21 protein-coding genes are annotated in these 22,562 nt (G+C 68.5%); 10 read left to right on the top strand and 11 right to left on the bottom strand.

Features of this window, described 5'->3' with window-relative positions; translation table 11 throughout:
- Positions 1-7 precede the first annotated feature (7 nt).
- Together bla and ACGF3C_RS30170 are read left to right on the top strand one after the other, a co-directional pair.
- Positions 8-931 (top strand): class A beta-lactamase, encoded by a 924-nt coding sequence (gene bla / locus ACGF3C_RS30175; RefSeq protein ID WP_393227111.1) that lies wholly within the window; start codon positions 8-10, stop codon positions 929-931.
- Between the two features lie 39 nt (positions 932-970).
- Complete coding sequence (locus ACGF3C_RS30170) at positions 971-1,600, top strand: VOC family protein (RefSeq protein ID WP_393227109.1); 630 nt, start codon at positions 971-973, stop codon at positions 1,598-1,600.
- 58 nt (positions 1,601-1,658) lie between these two features.
- On the opposite strand, the gene ACGF3C_RS30165 is transcribed toward ACGF3C_RS30170, so the two are convergent.
- A complete protein-coding gene (locus ACGF3C_RS30165; RefSeq protein WP_393227107.1) occupies positions 1,659-2,573 on the bottom strand; it encodes an SDR family NAD(P)-dependent oxidoreductase in 915 nt (304 codons plus the stop codon).
- A 101-nt stretch (positions 2,574-2,674) separates the two neighbouring features.
- Between ACGF3C_RS30165 and ACGF3C_RS30160 the strand changes: the two genes are divergently transcribed.
- A complete protein-coding gene (locus ACGF3C_RS30160; protein WP_393227105.1) occupies positions 2,675-3,340 on the top strand; it encodes a TetR/AcrR family transcriptional regulator in 666 nt (221 codons plus the stop codon).
- Between the two features lie 56 nt (positions 3,341-3,396).
- Positions 3,397-4,281, top strand: a complete 885-nt coding sequence (locus tag ACGF3C_RS30155) for a S41 family peptidase (RefSeq protein WP_393227103.1) — start codon at positions 3,397-3,399, stop codon at positions 4,279-4,281.
- A gap of 106 nt (positions 4,282-4,387) precedes the next feature.
- On the opposite strand, the gene ACGF3C_RS30150 is transcribed toward ACGF3C_RS30155, so the two are convergent.
- The 3 genes from ACGF3C_RS30150 to ACGF3C_RS30140 form a co-directional block, all read right to left on the bottom strand.
- A complete protein-coding gene (locus ACGF3C_RS30150) occupies positions 4,388-5,644 on the bottom strand; it encodes an MFS transporter (protein WP_393227101.1) in 1,257 nt (418 codons plus the stop codon).
- A gap of 1 nt (position 5,645) precedes the next feature.
- Positions 5,646-6,230 carry a winged helix-turn-helix domain-containing protein gene (locus ACGF3C_RS30145; protein ID WP_357231233.1) on the bottom strand — a complete coding sequence of 195 codons (585 nt, stop codon included), beginning with the start codon at positions 6,228-6,230 and terminating at the stop codon, positions 5,646-5,648.
- 188 nt (positions 6,231-6,418) lie between these two features.
- The gene (locus ACGF3C_RS30140; RefSeq protein WP_393227099.1) at positions 6,419-6,751 is read right to left on the bottom strand and encodes a hypothetical protein; all 333 of its coding nucleotides are present in this window, start codon (positions 6,749-6,751) and stop codon (positions 6,419-6,421) included.
- A gap of 134 nt (positions 6,752-6,885) precedes the next feature.
- Between ACGF3C_RS30140 and ACGF3C_RS30135 the strand changes: the two genes are divergently transcribed.
- Positions 6,886-7,962 (top strand): glycoside hydrolase family 43 protein, encoded by a 1,077-nt coding sequence (locus tag ACGF3C_RS30135; protein ID WP_393227097.1) that lies wholly within the window; start codon positions 6,886-6,888, stop codon positions 7,960-7,962.
- Between the two features lie 109 nt (positions 7,963-8,071).
- Entirely contained in the window at positions 8,072-8,605 is a 534-nt protein-coding gene (locus ACGF3C_RS30130; protein ID WP_393227095.1) for an RICIN domain-containing protein, read from the top strand.
- A gap of 198 nt (positions 8,606-8,803) precedes the next feature.
- On the opposite strand, the gene ACGF3C_RS30125 is transcribed toward ACGF3C_RS30130, so the two are convergent.
- The gene (locus ACGF3C_RS30125; protein WP_393227094.1) at positions 8,804-10,048 is read right to left on the bottom strand and encodes a DUF418 domain-containing protein; all 1,245 of its coding nucleotides are present in this window, start codon (positions 10,046-10,048) and stop codon (positions 8,804-8,806) included.
- A 78-nt stretch (positions 10,049-10,126) separates the two neighbouring features.
- On the opposite strand from ACGF3C_RS30125, the gene ACGF3C_RS30120 reads away from it, so the two are divergent.
- Positions 10,127-10,870, top strand: a complete 744-nt coding sequence (locus ACGF3C_RS30120; RefSeq protein ID WP_393227092.1) for a TetR/AcrR family transcriptional regulator — start codon at positions 10,127-10,129, stop codon at positions 10,868-10,870.
- 75 nt (positions 10,871-10,945) lie between these two features.
- Here ACGF3C_RS30120 and ACGF3C_RS30115 read toward each other — a convergent pair whose 3' ends face one another.
- Positions 10,946-11,293 (bottom strand): GlsB/YeaQ/YmgE family stress response membrane protein, encoded by a 348-nt coding sequence (locus tag ACGF3C_RS30115; protein WP_393227090.1) that lies wholly within the window; start codon positions 11,291-11,293, stop codon positions 10,946-10,948.
- A 140-nt stretch (positions 11,294-11,433) separates the two neighbouring features.
- On the opposite strand from ACGF3C_RS30115, the gene ACGF3C_RS30110 reads away from it, so the two are divergent.
- Together ACGF3C_RS30110 and ACGF3C_RS30105 are read left to right on the top strand one after the other, a co-directional pair.
- A complete protein-coding gene (locus tag ACGF3C_RS30110) occupies positions 11,434-12,087 on the top strand; it encodes a hypothetical protein (protein ID WP_357231254.1) in 654 nt (217 codons plus the stop codon).
- A 4-nt stretch (positions 12,088-12,091) separates the two neighbouring features.
- Positions 12,092-13,330, top strand: coding sequence for a DUF6357 family protein (locus ACGF3C_RS30105; protein ID WP_393227088.1), 1,239 nt, complete (start codon positions 12,092-12,094; stop codon positions 13,328-13,330).
- Between the two features lie 88 nt (positions 13,331-13,418).
- Here the strand turns inward: ACGF3C_RS30105 and ACGF3C_RS30100 are convergent, their stop codons facing one another.
- A complete protein-coding gene (locus tag ACGF3C_RS30100) occupies positions 13,419-13,739 on the bottom strand; it encodes a hypothetical protein (protein WP_393227086.1) in 321 nt (106 codons plus the stop codon).
- Between the two features lie 172 nt (positions 13,740-13,911).
- Positions 13,912-14,292 (bottom strand): hypothetical protein, encoded by a 381-nt coding sequence (locus ACGF3C_RS30095; RefSeq protein WP_393227085.1) that lies wholly within the window; start codon positions 14,290-14,292, stop codon positions 13,912-13,914.
- A gap of 237 nt (positions 14,293-14,529) precedes the next feature.
- Between ACGF3C_RS30095 and ACGF3C_RS30090 the strand changes: the two genes are divergently transcribed.
- Positions 14,530-16,182, top strand: a complete 1,653-nt coding sequence (locus tag ACGF3C_RS30090) for an HNH endonuclease family protein (protein ID WP_393227083.1) — start codon at positions 14,530-14,532, stop codon at positions 16,180-16,182.
- Between the two features lie 208 nt (positions 16,183-16,390).
- Here ACGF3C_RS30090 and treZ read toward each other — a convergent pair whose 3' ends face one another.
- From treZ to glgX, 3 genes are read right to left on the bottom strand one after another with little or no spacing between them, the layout of a single operon-like run.
- Positions 16,391-18,115, bottom strand: coding sequence for a malto-oligosyltrehalose trehalohydrolase (gene treZ, locus ACGF3C_RS30085; protein ID WP_393227081.1), 1,725 nt, complete (start codon positions 18,113-18,115; stop codon positions 16,391-16,393).
- Complete coding sequence (gene treY, locus ACGF3C_RS30080) at positions 18,112-20,418, bottom strand: malto-oligosyltrehalose synthase (protein ID WP_393227079.1); 2,307 nt, start codon at positions 20,416-20,418, stop codon at positions 18,112-18,114. The genes treZ and treY overlap by 4 nt, the downstream gene beginning before the upstream one ends.
- Before the next feature lies 1 nt (position 20,419).
- A complete protein-coding gene (gene glgX, locus ACGF3C_RS30075; RefSeq protein ID WP_393227077.1) occupies positions 20,420-22,537 on the bottom strand; it encodes a glycogen debranching protein GlgX in 2,118 nt (705 codons plus the stop codon).
- Positions 22,538-22,562: the final 25 nt, after the last annotated feature.

Raw genomic sequence — 22,562 nt, 5'->3', positions numbered from 1 at the left:
GAATGACATGACGTTCCCGGTCCGGCGTCTGGCCGCAGTGGTGGCCACGGCGGTGACAGTGATGTCGTTGGCGGGGTGCAGCGGCGGCGACAACCGCGACTCCACCGAGGCGCGGACGACGCCGAGCCCGGAGGTGACGCTCGCACCGTCGCCGGCCGCCGATCAGGAGTTCCGTCGGCTGGAGGAGCAGTTCGGGGCGCGGCTGGGGATCTACGCCGTCGACACGGGCACCGGTCGCACCGTGGAGTACCGCGCCGACGAGCGGTTCGCGTACGCCTCGACGTGGAAGGCCCTCGCTGCCGCCCAGGTGCTCGACGGCACCACCGACGCCCAGTTGGACCGGGTGGTGCGGTATCCGGCGCGGGACCTGGTGGCGCACTCCCCCGTCACGGAGGAGCACGTCGGCGAGGGCATGAGCCTGCGCGCTCTGGCCGACGCCGCCGTGCGCTACAGCGACAACACGGCCGGCAACCTGCTGCTGCGCCACCTCGGCGGGCCGGCGGGGTTCGAGGCGAAGCTGCGCGCGCTCGGCGACACGGTCACCGAGGCGGCCCGCTACGAGACCGCGCTGAACGAGGGAACACCTGGCGACAAGCGGGACACCAGCACCGCGCGGGCCCTGGCCGGCGACCTGCGGGCGTACACAGTGGGGGTTGCTGTGGAACCGGCGGACCGCGACGTGCTGCGCGGCTGGCTGCGGGGCAACACCACCGGCACGGCGCTGGTCCGCGCCGGGGTGCCGGCCGGCTGGGTGGTCGGGGACAAGACCGGGACCGGCGGGTACGGCACCCGCAACGACATAGCGGTGATCTGGCCGCCCGACCGGGCCCCGATCGTGCTGGCGGTGCTGTCCAGTCGCGACACGAAGGACGCCACCCCCGACGACGCGCTCATCGCCCAGGCCACCCGGGTGGTCGTCGCCCAGCTGTGACCACCAGGAGGCAACACCGCCGATGTTAGGTTCGCCGACATGACTGCGCAGATCAGGGCCGCGCATTTCCACGCGGCCGACGGGGTCGAGGACTGGCGCTCCCTCTACCACCTGGTCTCGGCCTACTTCCCGACCGAATCGCTGGCCGAGGGCATCGCGCTCGTCGATGAGATCGGCCGGCTCACCGACGAAACCCAGCAGCAGTACCTCAGCGTCGACCTGCGCGGCACCGGCGTGACGGTGAGCCTGGCTCGGCGCGACATCGCGTTGGCGCGGCGGATCTCGGCCGCTGCCAAGGAGCTGGACATCCGCGCCGATCCGACCGCCGTCCAACTCGTCAACATCACCCTCGACGCACTCGCCAGCGCGGACGTTCTGCCGTTCTGGCGGGCGCTGCTCGGCTACCGCCAGATCGGCGACGACCACCTGTTCGATCCGTTACGGCGCGGCCCGGGCTTCGGGTTGCAGCACATGGCCGAGGCGCGCCCACACCGCAACCGCATGCACCTCGACATAGCTGTCCCGCACGATCAGGCGGAGGCTCGCATCGCCGCTGCCCTGGCCGCCGGCGGCCGCCTGGTGTCCGACGCGCACGCGCCCATGTGGTGGGTCCTGGCCGACGCCGAGGGCAACGAGGCGTGCGTCGCTACCTGGGTCGGCCGCGACTAACAGGACCCGAACTACGCGCGGGCGGTCGCCCGGGCCACGCGCCCACCCTTTGGCGCGGTCACGCCGCGACGGCTGCCCGGCCCAGCGGGAACCGTACGCCGGTGAGGTCTTCCGAGACATCCCAGAGGCGCTGCTGCACGCTCACGTCGTAGGAGTCGGGGCTGGAAGTGACAAGCCTCGGGTAGCCGCGCGCCTCGCCGAGGCCGTCGGGGCCGTAGTACTGCCCGCCGAGGACGGACGGGTCGGTGGCGGCCCGCAGGGTGGGCAGTGCGCCGGCCGTCGCGGGCTGGGTGATCACCGGGGCGAGCCAGGTGATCGGTCGGCGGACGGCCGCCGGGGCGTTGCGGACCAGTTCGGTGTTGGAGACGCCGGGGTGTGCGGCCACCGCGACGGTGGTGCCGTGCGCGGTGAGCCGGCGCTGCAACTCGTAGGTGAACATCAGGTTGGCGAGCTTCGACTGGCCGTAGGCGCCGACCCGGCTGTAGGAACGCTCGAACTGAAGGTCGTCGAAGTGGATGGCGGCGCGGATGCGGTGGCCGACGCTGCTGACCGTGACCACTCGCGAGCCGGGCACGGGCAGCAGCAGGTCGAGCACCAAGCCGGTGAACGCGAAGTGGCCCAGGTGGTTGGTGCCGAACTGCATCTCGAAGCCGTCGCGGGTGCTCTGCTTCGGGGTGTACATCACGCCGGCGTTGTTGATCAGCAGGTCGATCCGCGGGTGGGTGGCGCGCAGGCCGGCCGCGGCGGCGCGCACCGACTCCAGCGAGGTCAGGTCCAGTTCCCGTACGGAGACATCGCCGTTGATGCGGGCGGCGGCCGATTTGCCCTTGCCTGTGTCGCGCACGGCCAGCACGACCGACGCCCCGCGCTCGGCGAGCCGCCGGGCGGTCTCGAAGCCCAGCCCGGTGTTGGCGCCGGTGACCACGGCCACCCGGCCGTCCTGGCGCGGAATCTGCTGCTCGGTCCACTTCATGTCAAGCCCCTTAAAGTACCGCCGGTAAGTTATGCCTGAACGGTAAGGTACCGCCGGTACGCTGTCAAGGGACCACCGGTACCTAAGCTAGGGTTGGTGTCATGACGTTCCAGCGGGCGCGCAGCGAGGAGCAGCGTGAGGTCCGACGCCGGGCCATCCTGGAGACGACCTCGGCGATGCTCGACGAGATGCCGGTGGCCGAGGTGACCCTGAACGAGCTGAGCCGGCGGGTCGGCCTGGCCAAGACGGCGGTGCTGCGCTATTTCGAGTCCCGCGAGGCGATCCTGCTCGACCTGCTGGACGACCGGACGGCGACCTGGCTGGCCGAGCTGGAGCAGGAGCTGGCCAACGGTGTCGACGTGAGCCGGCCGGCGATGGAACGGGTGGAGCAGACGGCCGACGTGCTCAGCCGATCGCTCGCCGCCCAGACGGTGCTCTGCGATCTGTTCGGCGCGCAGGGCGGGGTGCTCGAACACAACGTCTCGGTCGAGGTGGCCCGCCGGCACAAGCGGGCCGCACTGGGCAGGCTGGCGGTGATGGCCGGCCTCGTCCGGCGGCACCTGCCCGAGACCGGCGACAACGCCGAACTGTTCTGCCTGAACGCTCTGATCATGGCCGGCGCGCTGTCCGCCTACACCTCGCCGCCGCCGAGCCTGCTCGCCGTCTACGAGTCCGAGCCGGCGCTCGCGGTCCACCACGTCGACCTACGGACAGCCCTGCGGATCGCCATCATCACGTCGCTCGTGGGCATGCTGCCGCGCTCCTGAGCCGCTGCGCGGAATTCGCTGGCCATGACGCTGTTCGCGGTCTAGCGTTCCCAGCCGTGCACTCACACGAAGAGGTAGTCGGACAGGCCCTGGATCGGATCGGGGCGGGCTACGTCTTCCCCGAGAAGGTCGCCGACATCGACGCCGCGATCCGGTGTCGTCTCACGGCGGGCGAGTACGACGGCCTGGACGGGCCGGCGCTCTGCGAGACGGTCACCGCACACCTTCAGCAGGTGTGCCCGGACAAGCATCTGCGGCTGCTGTGGTCGGACCAGCCGCAGTCGCTCGATCCAGCGGACGAGGACGGCGGGCGGGCGGCGTTCCTCGCGCTGCTCAGGGCGGAGAACCAGGGCATCCGTAGAGTCGAGCACCTGGACGGCAACGTCGGATTCATCGACGTGCGGCGCATCGCGTACGCCGACGAGGGCGCTGCCGCGATCGGCGCGGCCATGCAACTGGTCGCCCTCAGCTCCGCGCTCATCCTGGACCTGCGCGCCTGTTCCGGCGGAACACCGGAGGGAGCCGCGATGTGGTGCAGCTACTTCTTCCGCGACGACCAGGTGCACCTCAACGACTTCTACGAGCGGTCCACCGGCGCGACGCGCCAATTCTGGACGACCGCGCACCTTCCCGCGCCGCGCTACGCCGACCGCCCGGTGTACGTGCTGACCAGCGCGACGACGTTCTCCGGGGGCGAGGACGTGGCGTACACCCTTCAGGCGCACGGCCGGGCCGTCGTCGTCGGTGAGACGACACGCGGCGGCGCGCATCCCACAGCCCGCCACCCGGTCACCGAACACATCCTCGTGACCGTGCCGACCGCCCGCACCATCAACAGCGTCACCGGCACCAACTGGGAGGGCGTCGGAGTGGTCCCCGACGTTCCCGTCCCGGCGGACCAGGCACTCGACACCGCGCTCAAGGCCATCGCAGACGCATAGGCGCGGCTGCCGTTCGCGCGAACCGTGGGGCGCGGGTCGACCCGAGCCCCACGCTCATGGTTGAGACCGGACTGCCTGGCGTGTCATCGAAGCCGGCGACGGGCGGCTAACCAATGTCCACTGTGGCGCGCCGCCGTACTGCCGCGCGTTGCTGCCGTGCGAACCGTAGGCCCACGTAGGCGACCGCACCGGAGGCCAGGTACAGCAGAGCCTGCACGTTGAGCACGAGTACGACGCTGAGCACGTCACCAAGCAGGCCGGCGGCGGCCATGCCCAGCCCCTGCGACGCGTTGTAGATCGCGTAGTAGACGCCGAAGGCCCGGCCCAACTCGGTGTCGGGCACGCTCTGTTGGATCTGCGCGAAAGCCCCGCTGGCGTACGCGATGCCCGGCGCGCCGACCAGGATGAACAACCCGATGTACCACTCCGGTTGGCGGGTGACCGCCGGCCCGTTCCAGATGACAAGGCTGATCAGTGCGAAGGTGGTCGCCCCGAGGCTCATCAGCAGACGAGGGCTGAACCGGGCGCCAAGCATGCCGACGATGAGCCCACCCGCGACCCCACCGATCGCCTGGACGCCGCGCAGCACACCGGTCAGGGTGCCGTCGGCGTGCAGGGCGCGGCTGACGAAGACCACGAAGAGCACCACGAACAGGCCCTGCGCGATGCCGCCCAACGCCACACTCACGATCGTCACCCGCACGGCGCGGTTGCGCAGCATCGCCGTGAGGCCGTGTCGCCACGCGGTGAGGAACGATGACGTACGGTCCGGCGTCGCCGGATCCGCGGTGGTGTGGTGGGCGGCCCGGCGGGCGGCGGCGATCAGCGCTGCCGTGATCACGAAGGCCACGGCTGCACCGACGGCCAGGTAGCGGGTGCCGTCGCGCGTGATGGCGAACCCACCCAGCGAACCTCCGACGAGACGTCCGACGCTGATGTTGAGCGCCACCACGCTGTTGGCGCGCACCAGGTGCGCGGGCTCGACGAGGCGTGGCAGCGCGGCGTTGCGGGCGGAGTCGAACGTCAGGGTCAGCACCGCCTGCGCGCCGGCTACCAGCGAGATGATCCATAGATGGTGGCCGGGTTGACCGAGCAGCGGGATCACCACCGCTGCCTGCAGCACGGCGACGCAGCTCATCAACCGGAACTTGTCGAAACGATCGGCGAGAGCACCGGCGAACGATCCCACAGTGATCCCGCACAGCAGCTCGACGAGGAAGACGGCGGAGGTGGTGAGCGCCGAGCCGGTCACCCCGAACACGTAGATCGGCAGCCCGGTGAGCAGCAGCCAGCTCGCCACGCTGGAGAAGAGCCCGGCAACCCAGACGAGGGCGAAGCCGCGGTGTCGCAGCAACGCCACCATCTCAGATCAACTCGGGCGTGGGGTACGCCTGCAGGTTGAGACTGACCGGCCGGGCGCCGCTGGGGGGCGCGGTGCGCAACGGGCGCAAATACGGCCGGATGACGGCGTCCAGGGTCAGCGTGAGGTGCCGCAGCTCCTCCGGGGTGAGCGCGAGCGTGTAGTTGTGGAAGGTGGCGCTCTCCTGCCACTCGTCGGTCAGCTTGTGCTGTTGCTGCTGGTAGCGCTGCAACGACCGGAACACCTCGTCGACCCCCAGGGCGGTAAGCGCGTCGTTGATCTGCCGGCCCTCGGCGTCATCGGGATCCGGCAGAAATTCGAACCCGGTCGCGGCGGCGCGCCACGGTCGGTCACGCTGATTGGCCCCGTCGGCGTTGGCCCGCTCGATGAGGCCGTGCCGGGCCAGTTGACGCAGGTGGTAGCTGCAGTTCGCGCCGGTGTCGTCCAGGGCCTCGGCGCACTGCGCGGCGGTTCTCGGGCCGGCGGCCAGCAGGTAGCGCAGCAGCCGCAGGCGCAGCGGATGCGCGAGCGCGCGCAGCTTGGTCGCGTCCTGCACGCGCACCCGGCGCTCCGGCTCGTTCGGCTCCATCAGCACCCCTTAACGAAAGACTCCTTTCGGTTATACCTCCTGCCAGTCCTCTTTCGCAACAAGTCTTTCGTATAGAGGTACCGCGACGCGTCGCGATGCACCTCGGTGATGACGTTGTGCACCTGCGGAAACTGGCAGTCGAGCAGCAGGACGGTAGCGTCGCTGGCCGGCGTGGCGAGGAGCGCCTTCTAGCTGGCGGCCTTGTCAGAGAGGGATCGCGGGTACCGGAAGGCGCTCAGCAGGGCGGTGACCAAGCCAGCCACCAGCAAGATCCTCACCATGTGGAACACCACGGCGTCGCCGGTGGAATCCGGCGGGAAGGCGTCCTTGACGAGCATGCCGACGCCCAGTCCCAGCCCCAGACAGGCATGCATCGCGGCCCGCAGGCGTGGCAGGGGCTGCTGGCGGCCGAAGATCCGGGGCGCGGCCACGCCCCCGCGGCTTCTGACGAGCAGCACGGTGGCCATGGCCAGGTTGGCCGCGGCGCACACGACGGCCAGGACCACGTCCACGGGTTCCATGGGGCCAGACGCTAGCGCACCCTCGCCCGCGAGCGCCGAGCCGGCTCGCGGGGCACACTGCGGCAGCGCCCCTTCTGCCCTAATCTATGGGTGTCGATTGTTATCGCCAGCTCCGTTCGAGGAGAGGTGTCCCGATGGTGAACGTCGATAGCCGAGTCCTTCCGCGATTTCTCTCCATTCTGCTGGCCGTTGTGCTCGCCGCCGGCCTGTCCCTGGTCGGCGTCGCGCCGGCGGTGGCCGGGCAGACCGGCCTGCGCGCTGCCGACCCGAGCGTGATCCGCGTCGGTGGCACCTACATCTCCGTCCAGTCGCTCAACGGCGGGATCGCCGTGCGGCAGGCGGCCTCCCCCGACGCGCTGGCCGCCGCATCCGCGCGGCAGGTCTGGACGGACAGCCGAAACCTCGGTGAGGTCTGGGCCCCGGAGATCGTCACCGATGGCGGGCGCTACTACATCTACTTCTCGGCCGGGCGCGGGGCCGCCCACCGGATGTACGCGATCCACTCGGCGTCGCCGGCCAGCGGCTACACGGCCGAACGGCAGCTCGCACTGCCCGACGGCAGGTGGGCCATCGACGGCAGCCTGTTCACCTTCAACGGGCAGCGGTGGTTCGTCTGGTCCGGTTGGGCCGGGGACACCAACGTCGAGCAGAACATCTACCTCAGCCGGATGAGCGACCCGCTCACCCCGTCCGGCGGTCGGTACGTCATCTCCCAGCCTCGCGAAAGCTGGGAGCGCGTCGTCGGCAACCCGTTCATCAACGAGTCCCCCGAGGCGATCCGGGACCCCAACGGGCAGCTGCACATCGTCTACTCGGCCAACGGCAGTTGGAGCGACCAGTACTGCCTCGCCGACCTTCGGCTGCGCGCCGGCGGCGACCCGACGTACGTGTGGGACTGGTACAAGTCGAACGGGTGCCTGTTCGGCTCGAACCGGGCCACCATGATGGCCGGCTGGGACCCCACCCTGCACGTGAACGGGCCTGGCCACCACAGCTTCGTGCTGCTCAACGGCGACATCGCGACGAGCCCACCCGCCGGGCCGAGGTTCCCGCTGATGTACCACGGGGTGCCCAAGGGCACCGCGTACTCCTGGGCGAACCGCTACTGGTACACCGGCACCTTCTGCTGGTGGGGCAACACCACCTACCGCCGCGCCAACGTGCCCGGCCCAACGGCCGACACCGGGTTCAGCATCAAGTTCTTCGAGTGATCCGGACGTACGACCCGGCCCTTCGCCGACCGTCCCGTCCCGATTGGCGTGCATCGATGGTGACCGTCTAGCCTTGGCTCCCTCCACTGTGGACGACGAAAGGCTTTAGATGAAGCGCAAGGCGATGACCGGCCTCATGGCGGTGCTCACCATGATCACGGCGATGCTGGTCGGCACCGGCAGCCCGGCGGCGGCCGCCTCCTCCGGCCCTTGGGTGATCCAGCCCTTCACGAACGACTACTGCCTGTCGCCGGAGGCCTTCTCGTCGGCGCTCAACGTCGTGGTCGACCAGCACCTGTGCGAGGGCGGGCCGAACCGCAACTGGACCTTCACCACGACCAGCTCGGGCTACTACCGCATCTCCTTCAACAACGGCGGCAGGTGCATGGCCGTCCGCGGCGCGGTGACCACCGAACGGGCGAAGATCGCCACGCAGGTGTGCGGCGACGCCCGCCTCAACGACCAGTGGCTACCGATCAAGCTCTTCACCTCCGGGAGCGCTGACTACTACCAGCTCAAGAACCGGGGCACCGGCAAGTGCATGGCGGTGGAGGCCAACTCGAGGTTGAACGGTGCCGACATGATGCAGTTCACCTGCTACACGACGTCGGAGAACCAGGCCTTCACCTGGGGCCTCTGGTAAGCGACGCTCTTCATCCGCGGCGGGACCTCTCCGGGTCCCGCCGCGGTTCCGCGTTTCCGGCCGGTGTGCCGAAAGATCGACTCGGGTTCCGTGAAGTCGGGGTGTCCCCGGAGTCGGGACACCCCGACTTCCGTGAAGGCGAGTGGATCGTGGGCGGCGCGCGGGTGTCGGCGCGAGGAGCCTGCCCATCGCCGCATTTCAGTGGCGGCCCGCTGAGGCCGCCGAGCCACGATCGCGGCCGGAGATCACATCGGTCTCTGCCGTCTTTCCGTTCGTCACCCGTCGTAGCGCCCACTCGGCCGGCCCGTACCGGTAGTGGCGCAGCCACCACGCGCTCACCGCGAGCTGCACCGCGTAGATCAGGAGTGCGAGCCCGGTCGTCCCCACCGGCGACACGCTCCCGGCCAGGCCAAGCCCGATCCCGCTGAAGATGAGCAGCCCGAGCAGCGATTGCCCCAGGTAGTTGGTGAGTGCGATCCGCCCCGCCGGTGCCAGGGCCGACCGCACGAACCCGAACCGCGGGCTGTGCATCATCCGCAGCAGCGTGGCCACGTACGCAGCCGTCAGCAGCGGCGCGGTCGCCGCGCTCACGCCCACGGCCAGCGGCTGGCCGTTGCCGCCGCCGAGCGCGTACACCAGACCGCCCGCGATCCCCACGGGGAAGCCGACCCACTGGATCCGCCGCAGCACCGGCTCGTGACCGGTGACGCCGGCGAGGAGTCGCCGTCGGCCGGCGACCATGCCGAGCAGGAACATCGCCAGCGCCGTCGGCCCCTGGAACGTCGCGGACTGGAGCACCAGGAAGGGAAGCCCGGAGAGGTGGTGGCCAATGACGTCACCCCATCCGCCGAGCATCGCGGCCGTCGCCTTCTCGGCGTTGGCCAGTGCCTCGGCTCGGGTCGGCAGGAACGCGGAGGAGTTCGCGAGGAGGCCGCTGGCCAGGAGGCTCAGCAGCACGATCCCGTAGAGCACGCTTGCGACGCGCACCGCCGTCCGGTCGCGGACCCGGCGCATCCCGAGCAGGATCAGGCAGACCACCGCGTAGGTCGTCAGGATGTCGCCGCCGTACAGGAGCGCGGTGTGCAGGGCGCCGAGGATGAAGAGGCCGGCGATCCGGCGCAGCATCCGCGGCCCGAACGCGGCCCCCGCGCGCCCAGCCGCCTCCATCTGCAGCGTGAAGCTGTATCCGAACAGGAACGAGAAGAGGATGTAGAACTTCATGTCGACGAACACCGCGGACAGGAACCGCGTCGCGTCGTCGAAGACCGACGAGAACGCCGGGTCCGTGATCAGGTTGCCCGGGTAACCGGAGGCCATGAAGGTGATGTTCACGACGAAGATCCCGAGCAGCGCGAAGCCCCGCAGCGCGTCGAGGTCGTGGAGGCGCTGCCCGGCGCTCGACCGGCTCGCCGTGGCGCCCAACGCGCCCGCTGACACGTCCATATGCTTCTTCTTCCGTCCGGCCCGACGACAGCATTTAATATACGGGAGATACTATCCATGGGACACAATGCGCCGTCAATGGCCGACGACGTGCCCGCCGACCTGGCGCGTCTCTGGCGACTGTCGACGTCCGCACGCCGCGGCCGGCCCGCCGAACTCGACGTCGAGCGGGTCGTCGGTGCCGCGGTTAACCTGGCGGACCACGAGGGCCTGGACGGGGTGACCCTGCAGAAGGTCGCGCAGACTCTCGGCTTCACCAAGATGTCGCTGTATCGGCACGTGGGCTCGAAGGAGGAACTCGTCGAACTGATGACCGACCACGCCACCGGGTCCGCCCCCAGGTTGGACGTGGACGGCTGGCGTGACGGCGTGCATCGCTGGGCAGCGGCGATCCGGACCCGGTACGCCGAGCACCCGTGGCTCGTGGAGGTTCCGATCGCGGGCCCGCCCCGAGGGCCCAACGCCATCGGCTGGATGGACGCGTTCCTGCGGGTCCTGCACGACAGTGGTCTGGATCCAAGGACGAAGGCAGGCATCCTCGTCGTCGTCAGCGGTTATGTGCGCAACGCGATCCTGCAGAGCCGGCAGATGGCGGCGGGCCGCAGCGGCACCGGGCTCAGCCAGTCGGACGTCGAGCAGAACTACGGCCTCGCCCTCGCCACGCTCGTCCACCCGGAGCGCTTCCCCGAGGCCGCGCCACTGTTCGCGGCGGGCGCGTTCGAGAGCGAACCGGGCGAGGATCCAGAGGAGCAGGACTTCGCCTTCGGCCTCAACCTGATCCTCGACGGCGTCGAGGCGGCAATCGCGCGGCGCACCCGCTGAGCGTCGACAGCTCGCCGCTGTCCACAGCCTCGTCGCGCCGCTGGCCGCCGTACGGCCGACTGACGCTGCCGCCGATCAGGATTCCCGCTTGGCCTTGCTGCGACGGGTCCGGCGCCGGGGGGTGTCATCACCGCCGGCCAGGCGGGTGAAGGTGAGCATGTTCGCCAACGCCACGGCGATGATCGCGAGGCCGACCTGGATCGCGAGCACGACCCAGTCCCAGCGCAGCACCCACACCTGCACGTTGGCCCCGTTGTCGATGTTGAGCGCCCGGGCGACCACCGTGCCCAGCACCGCCGAGCCGACGCCGATGACGAACGTGGCGAAGATGCCGATCCGCTGCCTCCCCGGCAGGATGAGTCGTCCGAGCAGGCCGACGAGGGCGCCGATGAGCACCGCGCCGAGATAATCACTTACCAGCATTGCTGTTTCTCCCCTCCAGCAGTGCCGAGATACATGCCCGGATCTCACGTTGCCGGAAACCCCGCCCCGATCAGGGCCGCAGGCATGTCACCCTGACCCACTACTCTGGCGGAGCTTTCACCCCTGAACGAAGGAAACTCATGGCCCGCCCCTACAAGCCCGGCCCGAAGCAGTTCGTCTTCGCTGGCGGTGACGGCGACGATCAACACGTCTCGGTGGGCGACCCGCAGGAGGCGTACGTGGCGTTCTCCGCGTTCTTCCGGGGCCGAGAGTCCGACACGTACACCATCACTGACGAGCCGGCGAGGCAGCGCCTGGTGCTCATGCCCAGCCTGGGGGTGATCTCCCGGATCACGGAGGCGGACCATCCTCGGTCGGAACACCTCCGGGTCGACAGGCCCAACCGCTACCTGCCGAGCGCGATGCTGTTCTTCGAGAACGGATATGCCGGCCTCGACCACTTCGGCCAGTGGCTTGCCGACCTCTCCGACCTCGACGCGTCACCGGAGGCGCGCGGTGCCGCACGCGCCGCCACGATCACGACGGAGGCAGCGGCGATCGACGAAGTGGGCCGGATCTGGGCGGATTCCGGCTACGTCGACCCGACCGACAGCTACTACATCTTCTTCGACTCGCAGGACATCGACGATGATCGGGCCGACCGAGCCGAATTGCTCCGGTTGATCGAGTTCCTCGGTCTCGAACGGGTCGACGCCCCGGCCGGGGCTGCCGGGGGCGAGGTCTGGGTGCGCTCCGACCCACGCCTCGACGCCCAATCTGAACAGTGGTCGTGACGCGATGAGAGACATCGTTTTCACACGGAGCAGCGGCTGGATCCCGACCGTCATCCGCGAGGACGGCGAGCTGAAGCTGATGCTCGGCGCCGGAGCCGACGCCAACCACGAGCCCCGCACGTTCACGATCCCGATCTCCGAAGCTCACTTCGCCGTGATCCGGGAAGACCTGGCCCGACACCTGCTGCTGTGGAGTGCGGTCCTACCGCTGTGCGAGGCCGCCGGGACCCGGGGCCAGCTCGACGAGAATGCTGCCGTCGCACTCCTGGACCCGATCCTGCTCTCCCCGCCCGCAGACGTCGACGCGCTTTTTCGGCGCATCCCGTGGGACCAGAGCCGACTCGTCGCCCACGGCGCCACCATCCGTCTCCTGGAGCACGGTCAGGTCTGCGAGGCGATGCGCACGGCGACGGAGGCGGCGAACGAGAAGCGCGCCCAGGAGCATCACGCGGACCGCCGCCGCGCCGAGCGGGGAGCGGTCCTCGGGCCACTCGACGCGCAGATCCTGCGCTACACGGGCCAGCACCTGCACGGCGCGACAATTCCACGGCGGAACCCCGATGCCGTCGACCCCGCGCTGCTGCCCCAGGTCATTCAGGTGATCGCCACCGCCGAGCAGGCGTGCGCCGGAATGCGGATCGGCCTCGACCCACGGCGGGGACACCGGGCCACTGACAAGCGCGACTGGAAGAGGATGGAGGCGACCGTCGACGCGGCCGTGCGCCGCGCGTACCCCGGGCTCGTCGATGACGCGGTGCGGACGGTGAGCTTCCTGATGTGCTCGGAGGCCGCGGACCGCGCCAAGAGCACGCCGCCGGAAGACGACGAATCTGGTGCGAGTGTGACGAAGGCGGCCCTGACCTTCACCGACGACAAGGGCGGCGAGAAGAAGTGGCTACGGGACGGCCCTCGCAGCGCGTCCGCCGAATTCTGGGAGTTCGTCGCCGACCGCTCGGCCGGGGACAACGAGGTGTTCACCATTGAGGACGAGGAGATGGGCGAGGGGATCCAGCTGCAGTTCTACGCGGACTGCATCGCCCGGATCACGACGGTGCGACAGGGTGAAGCCGGGTCGGACCCGGAGTACCGGGTCGAGTACAGCCTGGTCGACGGGATGGCCGGGTACCGGCACCTGGTGAGCCTGTTCGTCCGCGGCGGCTGCGGCGCACTCGACCAGCACAGTCCCTGGATGTCGGATGCCGCCGAATTCGAGCGCGCGCGTCGTCAGCGCAAAGCCCTGTAGTCCCACGCCCCTGGCGAGGTGCGTCACGATGCCATGCTGCCAGCTCGTCGGCGCAGGGTCCGGGCGCGAGGGCCGGTGCCGGCGGCCGTCAGCGGGTGAGGCCGACAAGCGTCGCCAGTCGCGCCACGCCGGCCGGCGCCGGCTGCGCGCGGGCGACATCGGCGATGACGGTACGCGCCAACGGCCGGCACCGAACCTCAGCCGGCGCGACACTGTCCGCGTCGACAAGCGCCCTCGCCGCCCCGCGAACGTCACCCAGTTGCAGGTACGCCCGCGCGACGTCGACCAGGTACGCACCCCGATACTCGGCCGGCAACCGCCCCCCCCCGTTGCGCCGACACGAGACCCGGGCCAGCTCGACGGCGACCGGCCCGAAGCTGGTGCGGCGCGTATCGTCGTACCCCCTCATGGTGGCGGCGATCCCTGCGGCAACGTCCCGCCCACCGCCCACTCCCCCGCCTGCCGCGACCGCGCGGACTCACCCTAGCTTCGTTGATCATGAGGTTGACGGGCGACTTGATCGCCCGAAGACCCGCCAACCTCATGATCACGCGGGCGCGCCGGGGTGGAGATGGTGCGGGTTAGCCGCAGCTTAAGCCGCTGTTAGGGCGAGGGGTCGCGGTTGGAGGCGCGGAGCGCCTGGCTACCGAGATGGCTGCCATTGCCGGGAGGACCGGGTCGTCGCCGGCGGCGGACATCGCGCGGTCGGCGGCCAGCCAGGCCAGGTCGGCCTGGCCGAGCTTCCCAGCAGCGACGGGGTGATCCGGTAGGTGCACCAGCAGCTCCGGTGACTGCGCGCCCTGGACGGCGTCCAGCGGACCGGGTACCACCCGCACCAACTGCCCGTAGTGCGCGTGCTGGTAGGTCAGCCAGGCGTGCCCGATCTGCCTTCTCAGCTCGTCCGTCTGCGGTGGAGCCTGCGGGATGTTGTAGCGGGCGAGCGCGACTCGGATGTGGGCCATCCCTTACGGCGGCGATGGCTACAGATAGTTCTCCGTCATCGACGTACTCCGCGCCTACTTGAGGCCGCCTTAAGACTAAATACTATTATATGCAATTTTTTTGTCCTCAGGAACGACGCACAGACCGCTTCTTCCTACGGCCACGTCATGTAGTCGATCTAGCGCTCGCGGTACCATCCGTGACCAGAACGCCTCGCCCAAGCCCAAGGTCGGGCAACTGCAAATTTGGTAGGTGAAATGCCGCAGCAGTACGTCAATTTGGACGCCCTCGTGCCCCGGGAGGATTTCGAAGTTGATTCCGAAGAGCCAATGATGGAGCAATCCAAACTTGGCCAGACGATGAGAATCACTGACCTCGGCATTGACGGCCTAATTTACCATGTACTCCGAAAGCCGGATTTCCAACGCGAAACAGCGAACTGGACACCCCAAAAGGTAGCAGACCTGGTTAGGAGCTTCCTTGACGGCGACCTAATACCGGCACTTATCTTGTGGCGATCGCCAAAGAGTGGGAATATCTTTATTATCGACGGCGCTCATCGCCTGAGCGCACTGACCGCTTGGGTTCACGACGATTACGGCGACAGCCACACGTCGATGCGATTTTTTGAAAACAATATCCCGCCGGATCAGAAGCGCGCGGCAGAGGCGACCCGTAATCTAATCAGCCAGAGCGTCGGTTCATACAGTGACCTACTACTCGCGCTCCGCAACCCGGACACGGCAGTCAAGGACCGCCTCCGCCTCGCCAGAAACCTAAGCATTCTAGCGATGGATCTCCAATGGGTCTCTGGTGGCGCGGAGAAGGCAGAAAATTCTTTCTTTAGGATCAATCAGCAAGCAACTCCGATCGACCAGACAGAGCTGGACCTGATCAAGGCTCGCCGAAAGCCCAATGCCCTCGCTGCTCGCGCATTCATTCGAGCAGGCACGGGGCACAAATACTGGTCAGACTTCGATGAAGACACCAAGAACACCATTGAACAATTAGGCAAAGAGGTTTACGATCTGATCTTTAAGCCTAATGTTGAGACATCGATCAAGACCGCCGACCTACCAGTGGCTGGACGGGGCTACTCCTCCGACAGTCTCAAAATGGTCTTTGAGCTGGTCAATTTTGTCAATAAGCTGACGCCCGATATGTGGCGAGAGAGTGACTCGAAGACCACCAAGTCTAGAGTCACAGCCCCCGGTCCGAGCCACCTCACGGACGATGCCGACGGCTCAGAGACAATCCGCTTCATGCGCGCTGTACGGAGGGTTGCCGGGCGAATATCAGGCAACGGGCCAGGTTCCCTAGGCCTGCACCCAGCGGTATATTTTTATGGCGCCACAGGCAAGTTTCAACCTGCAGCCTTCCTAGCGGCAGTCGAATTCGTTCTCGACCTCGAAAAGACTCAGTCGATTGCGAAGTTCACTACCGTTAGAGCAGAGTTTGAAGAGTTTCTGATTAAGTACCGCCATTTCTTCAATCAAATTGTGCGAAACTACGGCAGCTTTAGCAGGGCAGCCCCTCACGTAGTCAAGATGCTTCGGACAGCTTTCGAAGCATTGAAGGATGATTGCAGCGAGCAAGCAATTCTCGAGCGCCTGAAGGGGGAGCCTACCCTTAAGTCCTTGAGAGAAATTACGGCCGATGACCGCCTACACGGGCGGAATTTCTCACAAGAGACCAAGAACCTGCTTATGCTTAATGAGCTACTCGAACGTGAAACGAGATGCGCAATCTGTGGAGCGCGCCTGCCCCGCAATTCCGTATCCTTTGATCACCGCCTCAGGAAGCAGGACGGGGGGAATGGCTCACCGGAGAACGGGCAGCTGACTCACCCCTATTGCAACACAGGCTACAAAGAGTCGGCTCATTCGAAGGAAATATCACAATTGGCGTGATTGACGCGCCAGTCCAGCCGAGCAGCCTAGAAGAACGTAGCGAATTGTTGGCCGACCAGCCACTATACTTTGGATAGTGGCTGGCGGGCCGACAATGGAGCGCTGATTGGGGGAAAGACTCCGCCTGATACAGCTCCACTTGCACTATAGCGACAGCCCGATTTCGGCTCATCGCTCAACGCGAGTGAACCCTGCCTGTCACGCGCGCTCAGAGCGCCACGATCGCCGCTGTCTCCGCTGGCAGCTGGATCCGGTCCCGCATCACCGTGACGCCCTCCCCCGTAGCCAGCAGTACCCGCCGGGCCACCCCAGGCAGCGACACTCCCTGCCCCCGCCCAGCAAAGTTCGCCACCACAAGCGTGTCCCCCCGCCGCATCACCAGGAACTGGTCTCCGTGCTGCACAGACACCTCGTGCATCCGAGGATCCGACAGGTCCGAAGTCGAGCGCCGCAGGGCAATCAACCGCTGGTAGAACGACAGCATCGAGGCATGCTCGGGCTTGTCCAGCTCGGCCCAGTCCAACCGGGACCGTACGAACGTCTCCGGGTCCTGCGGGTCGGGCACGTCCCCTTCCGGCCACCCGTGCGACGCGAACTCCCGCCGCCGCCCGTTCCGCACCGCGGTGGCCAACTCCGGCTCCGGGTGCGAGGTGAAGAACTGCCACGGCGTCGAGGCAGCCCACTCCTCCCCCATGAACAGCATGGGAGTGAACGGCGCGGTCAGCAGCAACGTAGCCCCAACACGGAGCAGCGAAGGCGACAACGAGGCAGAGATCCGATCCCCGGTAGCCCGGTTCCCGATCTGGTCGTGGTTCTGCAAGTAGGCCACCAGCCGATGCCCCGGCACCCGCGAATCCAGAGGCCGCCCGTGGTGCCGGTTCCGGAAGCTCGACCAGGTCCCCGCGTGGAAGAACCCGCCCGTCAGCACATCCGACAGCGTCTCCAGGGAGCCGAAGTCCCCGTAGTAACCCTGCCGCTCCCCCGTCAGCAACGTGTGCAGCGCGTGGTGCGCGTCGTCGTTCCACTGGGCGTGCAGCCCGAAGCCACCCGCCTCCCGAGGGGTGATCAGCCGGGGGTCGTTGAGGTCGGATTCGGCGATCAGCGACAGCGGTCGTCCCAGGTGCGTCGACAGCGACTCGACCTCGATGGCCAGCTCTTCGAGCAGCGGGATCGCCCGGGTGTCCGGCAGCGCGTGGACGGCGTCCAGGCGTAGGCCGTCGACGTGGTAGTCGCGCAGCCACATGAGCACGCTGTCGATGATGTAGCGGCGCACCTCGTCGGAGTGCGGGCCGTCCAGGTTGACCGAGCGGCCCCAACTGTTGCTCTGCTCGGCGAGGTACGGACCGAACTGCGGCGCGTAGGCCCCGGAGGGCCCGAAATGGTTGTAGACAACGTCGAGGATCACCCCCAACCCGCGAGCGTGTGCGGCGTCGACGAACCGTTTCAGGCCGTCGGGGCCGCCGTAGGGCTCGTGGGGGGCGTACCAGCAGACGCCGTCGTACCCCCAGTTGTGTTCGCCGTTGAAGGCATTGATCGGGAGCAGCTCGATCAGGTCGACGCCCAGGGAGACGAGGTGGTCGAGGCGGTCGATGGCCGCGTCGAAGGTGCCCTCCGGGGTGAAGGTGCCGATGTGCAGCTCGTAGAGGATGCTGCCGGGCAGCTGCCGGCCCGTCCACGCGCTGTCGGACCACGCGTAGGCAGCGTGGTCGTAGCGGCGGCTCGGCCCGTGCACTCCCGCAGGTTGCCACGGGGACCGGGGGTCGGGCAGTGGGGTTTCGTCGTCGTTCAGCAGAAAGGAGTAGTCGGGGCCGGCGTCGGGCACGTCGACCTGCCACCAGCCGTCGGCGGCGGTGTGCATCTCGTGGTCGGTGTCGCCGGCCAGGCGCAGCCGCACCCGGGTGGCGTCCGGTGCCCAGACGGAGAATTCGGTCATGAAACGGCCTCCTCGGCAGCGGTGGGAGGAGCCAGCAGAGCGACGGGGTAATCGGCCAGGAGGGTGTCCAGCGGCGTCTCTCCGCCACTGTAGACCCGCCCGGTGAACAGGTCCTTCATCTCGTGAACGGGAAGTGACAGGGCTGTGTCACACCACCCGCCGACACGTGCCAACCGGAGCGGCAGTCGGGTCGCCACGGCGATCACGCCGCCTCGGTCGAACGCCACCGCGTGCCGGCTCACCGGCCCCTGCGCCGGGAGCGGCCGGTAGGTGGTGAACAGCTCCGGGTGCGCGCGGCGCAACCGCAGGGTCCGCGACACGACGAGCAGCTTCGCCGCTCCGTCGGTGTCGACCGGGGGACGCCAGCCGCCGTCGATGCGTGCCAGCATTTCTCGGCGTACGTCGAAGTCGACAGGGCGGCGGTTGTCGGGGTCGACGAGGGAGTTGTCCCACAGCTCGGTGCCCTGGTAGGTGTCCGGCACACCGGGCATGGTGAGTTGGATGAGCTTCTGCCCCAGCGAGTTGGACCAGCCGGCCGGGGTGATCGCGGCGGCGAGTTCGGTCAGCTCGTCGTGCAGGCTCGGGTCGTCGTACATCCTGTCGACGACGTCGTGCAGCGCCTGCTCGAAGGCCGGGTCCGGTTCCGCCCAACTGGTCGAGGCCCCGGCCTCCCGGGCGGCCTTCTCGACGTACGCGTGCAGCCGCTCGCGTTCGATCGGCCACGCGCCCACGGCGGTCTGCCAGAGCAGGTGGGCGAACGCCGGGTCGGGCAGCGGCGCGTACTCCATCCAGCTCTTGACCTGCTCCGCCCAGCGGCCCGGCAGTTCGCTGAGCACGGCGAGGCGGGCGCGGACGTCCTCACCCCGTTTGGTGTCGTGGGTGGAGAGGGTGGTCATGCTGGCCGGCCAGCGGACCTGCTGGGCGGTGGCGAAGCGGTGGAACTCCGCGGGTGGCACGCCGAAGCGGACCGGGCTGTCACCGACCTCGTTGAGCGCCACGAACCGGGTCCACCGGTAGAAGGCGGTGTCCTCCACGCCCTTGGCCATCACCGCGCCGGTGAGCTGCGGGAACCGCATGCCCAGCTCGTCGTCGGGGTTGCGCAGACGGCGGGTGACCGCGTCGAGGGCGCCGGCCAGGTCGGGGCGGCGGCGGCCGGCCTCGGAGCGGGCGGCGGCGAGCAGCCGGGCGCCGTGCGGCGGGTAGCCGCGGTAGACGGCGAACGCGGCGGCCAGCTCGGCGAGCGCCGCGCGGGCCTGCTCGGTCGGCACCTCGGGGGCGAGTGCGGCCAGCCGGGTCAGCTCGGCGGCGAGCAGCCGGGTGGCGGCGGCCAGTTTGGTGGCGTGGGTCAGGTCCTCCCAGGAGGTGTGCCGGCCGGTCACGTGAGTGTCCAGCACTGTGAAGTCGCCCTCGGCGTCGATGTCGATGAAGAGCCCACCGGCCATGGCCAGGGCGTCGTAGCCGGTGGTGCCGTCCACCGGCCAGTCCGGCAACTCCTCGCCGTACTCCAGGATCTTCTCCACCACGAGCCAGGCGTCCGGCGCGGCCTCCCGCAGGCGGGCCAGGTAGCCGGCCGGGTCGCGCAGGCCGTCGGGGTGGTCGACGCGGATGCCGTCGACCTCCCCGGCGGATGCCCAGCGCAGGACCAGCTCGTGGGTGGCGGCGAAGACCGCCGGGTCCTCCACGCGCAGGCCCGCCAGGCCCGCGATGGCGAAGAACCGGCGGTACGTCAGCTCGGCGTCACCGCGCCGCCAGGAGATCAGCTCGTAGTGCTGCCGGTCGTGGACCTCCCGGGCGGTGCCGTCGCCGGTGCCGTCGGCGACCGGGAAGCGGTGTTCGTGGTAGCGCAGCTCCCCGTCGACAAGCTTGAGGTCGTCCAGGGCGGCCGGGTCGTCGGCCAGCGCCGGCAGCAGCAGCCGGCCCCGGTCCCAGTCGATGTCGAACCAGTCGGCGTACGACGAGTCGCGCCCCCGGCGCAGCACGTCCCACCAGGCCGGGTTGGCGGCCGGGACGGCGACCCCGGCGTGGTTGGGCACGATGTCGACGACCAGGCCGAGCCCTCTGTCACGCAGGGCGGCCAGCAGCCGCTGCCGGGCGGCCTCCCCGCCCAGCTCCGGGCTGACCGCCCGGTGGTCGACCACGTCGTAGCCGTGCTGCGAACCGGGGGTCGCGGTCAGCAGCGGGGCGCTGTAGAGGTGGCTGACGCCGAGGTCATCCAGGTAGTCGACGATCGAGGCGGTGGCGTCGAGGTCGAAGCCGGGGCGAACCTGGATCCGGTAGGTGGCCTTGGGAGGGGTGGCCGGCATGTCAGATCATCCTCTCCAGCACGACGAGGGACCGGTCCGGCACCCGGATGGTGCCGCCCGCGCTGATCACCGTGGCGTCGTCCGGCTCGGGTTCGGCGGTGCTGATCACCCGTTCCCACTTCTGGCCGTACTCACTGCCGGGCATGGTGAAGTCCAGTGGCGCGTCGTGGGCGTTGAAGCACAGCAGGAACGACGCGTCGTGGTGTTTCTGGCCGTACTGGCCGCGCTCGCGGATGCCCTCACCGTTGACGAAGAGCGCCACCGAACGGCCGAAGTCGTTGCCCCAGTCCTCGCCGGTCATCTCCCGCCCGTCCGGGGTGTGCCAGGCCAGGTCGGGCAGCGGCTCGTCGATGCCGCGCCCGTTCACCGGCAGGCCGGTGAAGAAGCGGCGACGCCGGAACACCTGGTGACGTTTGCGGAACGCGGTGAGCGTCTGCACGAACTCCAGCAACTGCTCGTCGACGTTGTCCCAGTCGACCCAGGCCAGCTCGCTGTCCTGGCAGTAGACGTTGTTGTTGCCGTGTTGGGTGCGGCCCAGCTCGTCGCCGTGGCCGATCATCGGCACGCCCTGCGACAGCATCAGTGTGGCCAGGAAGTTGCGCCGCTGCTTGGCCCGCAGGGCGAGGACCGCCTCGTCGTCGGTGTCGCCCTCGACCCCGCAGTTCCAGGAGCGGTTGTGGCTCTCGCCGTCCCGGTTGTCCTCGCCGTTGGCCTCGTTGTGCTTGTCGTTGTACGACACCAGGTCGTTGAGGGTGAACCCGTCGTGCACGGTGACGAAGTTGATGCTGTGGAACGGTCGGCGGCCGTCGTCCTGGTAGAGGTCGGCGGAGCCGGAGATGCGGGACGCGAACTCGGCGAGGGTGGCCGGCTCACCGCGCCAGAAGTCCCGGACGGTGTCGCGGTACTTGCCGTTCCACTCCGTCCACAGTGGCGGGAAGTTGCCCACCTGGTAGCCGCCGGGGCCGACGTCCCACGGTTCGGCGATCAGCTTCACCTGGCTGACCACCGGGTCCTGCTGCACCACCTCGAAGAAGGTGGAGAGCCGGTCCACCTCGTAGAACTCGCGGGCCAGGGTGGCGGCAAGGTCGAACCGGAAGCCGTCGACGTGCATCTCGGTCACCCAGTAGCGCAGCGAATCCATGATCAGTTGCAGGGAGTGCGGGCTGCGCACGTTGAGGCTGTTGCCGGTGCCGGTGTAGTCGACGAAGTAGCGCCGGTCCTCCTCGCTGAGCCGGTAGTAGCTCGGCGCGTCCACGCCCTTGAAGCTCAACGTCGGCCCGAGGTGGTTGCCCTCGGCGGTGTGGTTGTAGACCACGTCGAGGATGACCTCGATGCCGGCCGCGTGCAACGCCTTGACCATGCCCCGGAACTCCTGCACCTGCTGGCCGGTCCGGCCCAGCGCGGAGTAGCCGTGGTGCGGGGCGAAGAAGCCGATGGTGTTGTAACCCCAGTAGTTGCGCAGCCCCAGGTCGTTCAACCGGTGGTCGTGGATGAACTGGTGCACCGGCATCAGCTCGATCGCCGTCACCCCGAGCCGGGTCAGGTAGTCGATCATCGGCGGGGAGGCGATGCCCGCGTACGTGCCACGCAGCTCCTCCGGGATGTCCGGGTGCCGCATGGTCAGCCCACGGACGTGGGCCTCGTAGATCACCGAGTGGTGGTAAGGGGTGCGCGGCGGCTTGTCGTTGCCCCAGTCGAAGTACGGGTTGACCACCACCGACTTCGGCATGAACGGCGCCGAGTCGGTCTCGTTCATCCGCTCCGGGGAGTCCATGTCGTAGTCGTAGACCGCCGGGTCCCACTGGACGTCACCGTCGATGGCCTTGGCGTACGGGTCGATCAGCAGCTTGTGCGGGTTGCAGCGCAGCCCGTTCGCCGGGTCGTACGGGCCGTACACCCGGTAGCCGTAGCGCTGCCCCGGCTCGATGCCCGGCAGGTACGCGTGCCACACGTACGCGTCCACCTCGCGCAGCTCGACGCGGCGCTCCGCGCCGGTGTCCCACTCGTCGAAGAGGCACAGCTCGATCCGCTCGGCCACCTCGGAGAAGATGGCGAAGTTGGTGCCCATCCCGTCGTAGGTGGCGCCCAGGGGATACCGCTCGCCCGGCCAGACCTGCATGTCGCTCCTTCAACCCATGGTGATG

It is taken from the genome of Micromonospora sp. NPDC047762, assembly GCF_043204655.1.
Taxonomy (GTDB): Bacteria; Actinomycetota; Actinomycetes; order Mycobacteriales; family Micromonosporaceae; genus Micromonospora.
Note: the sequence above shows the minus strand (reverse complement) of the source record. Positions and strands in the feature narration are given on the sequence as shown.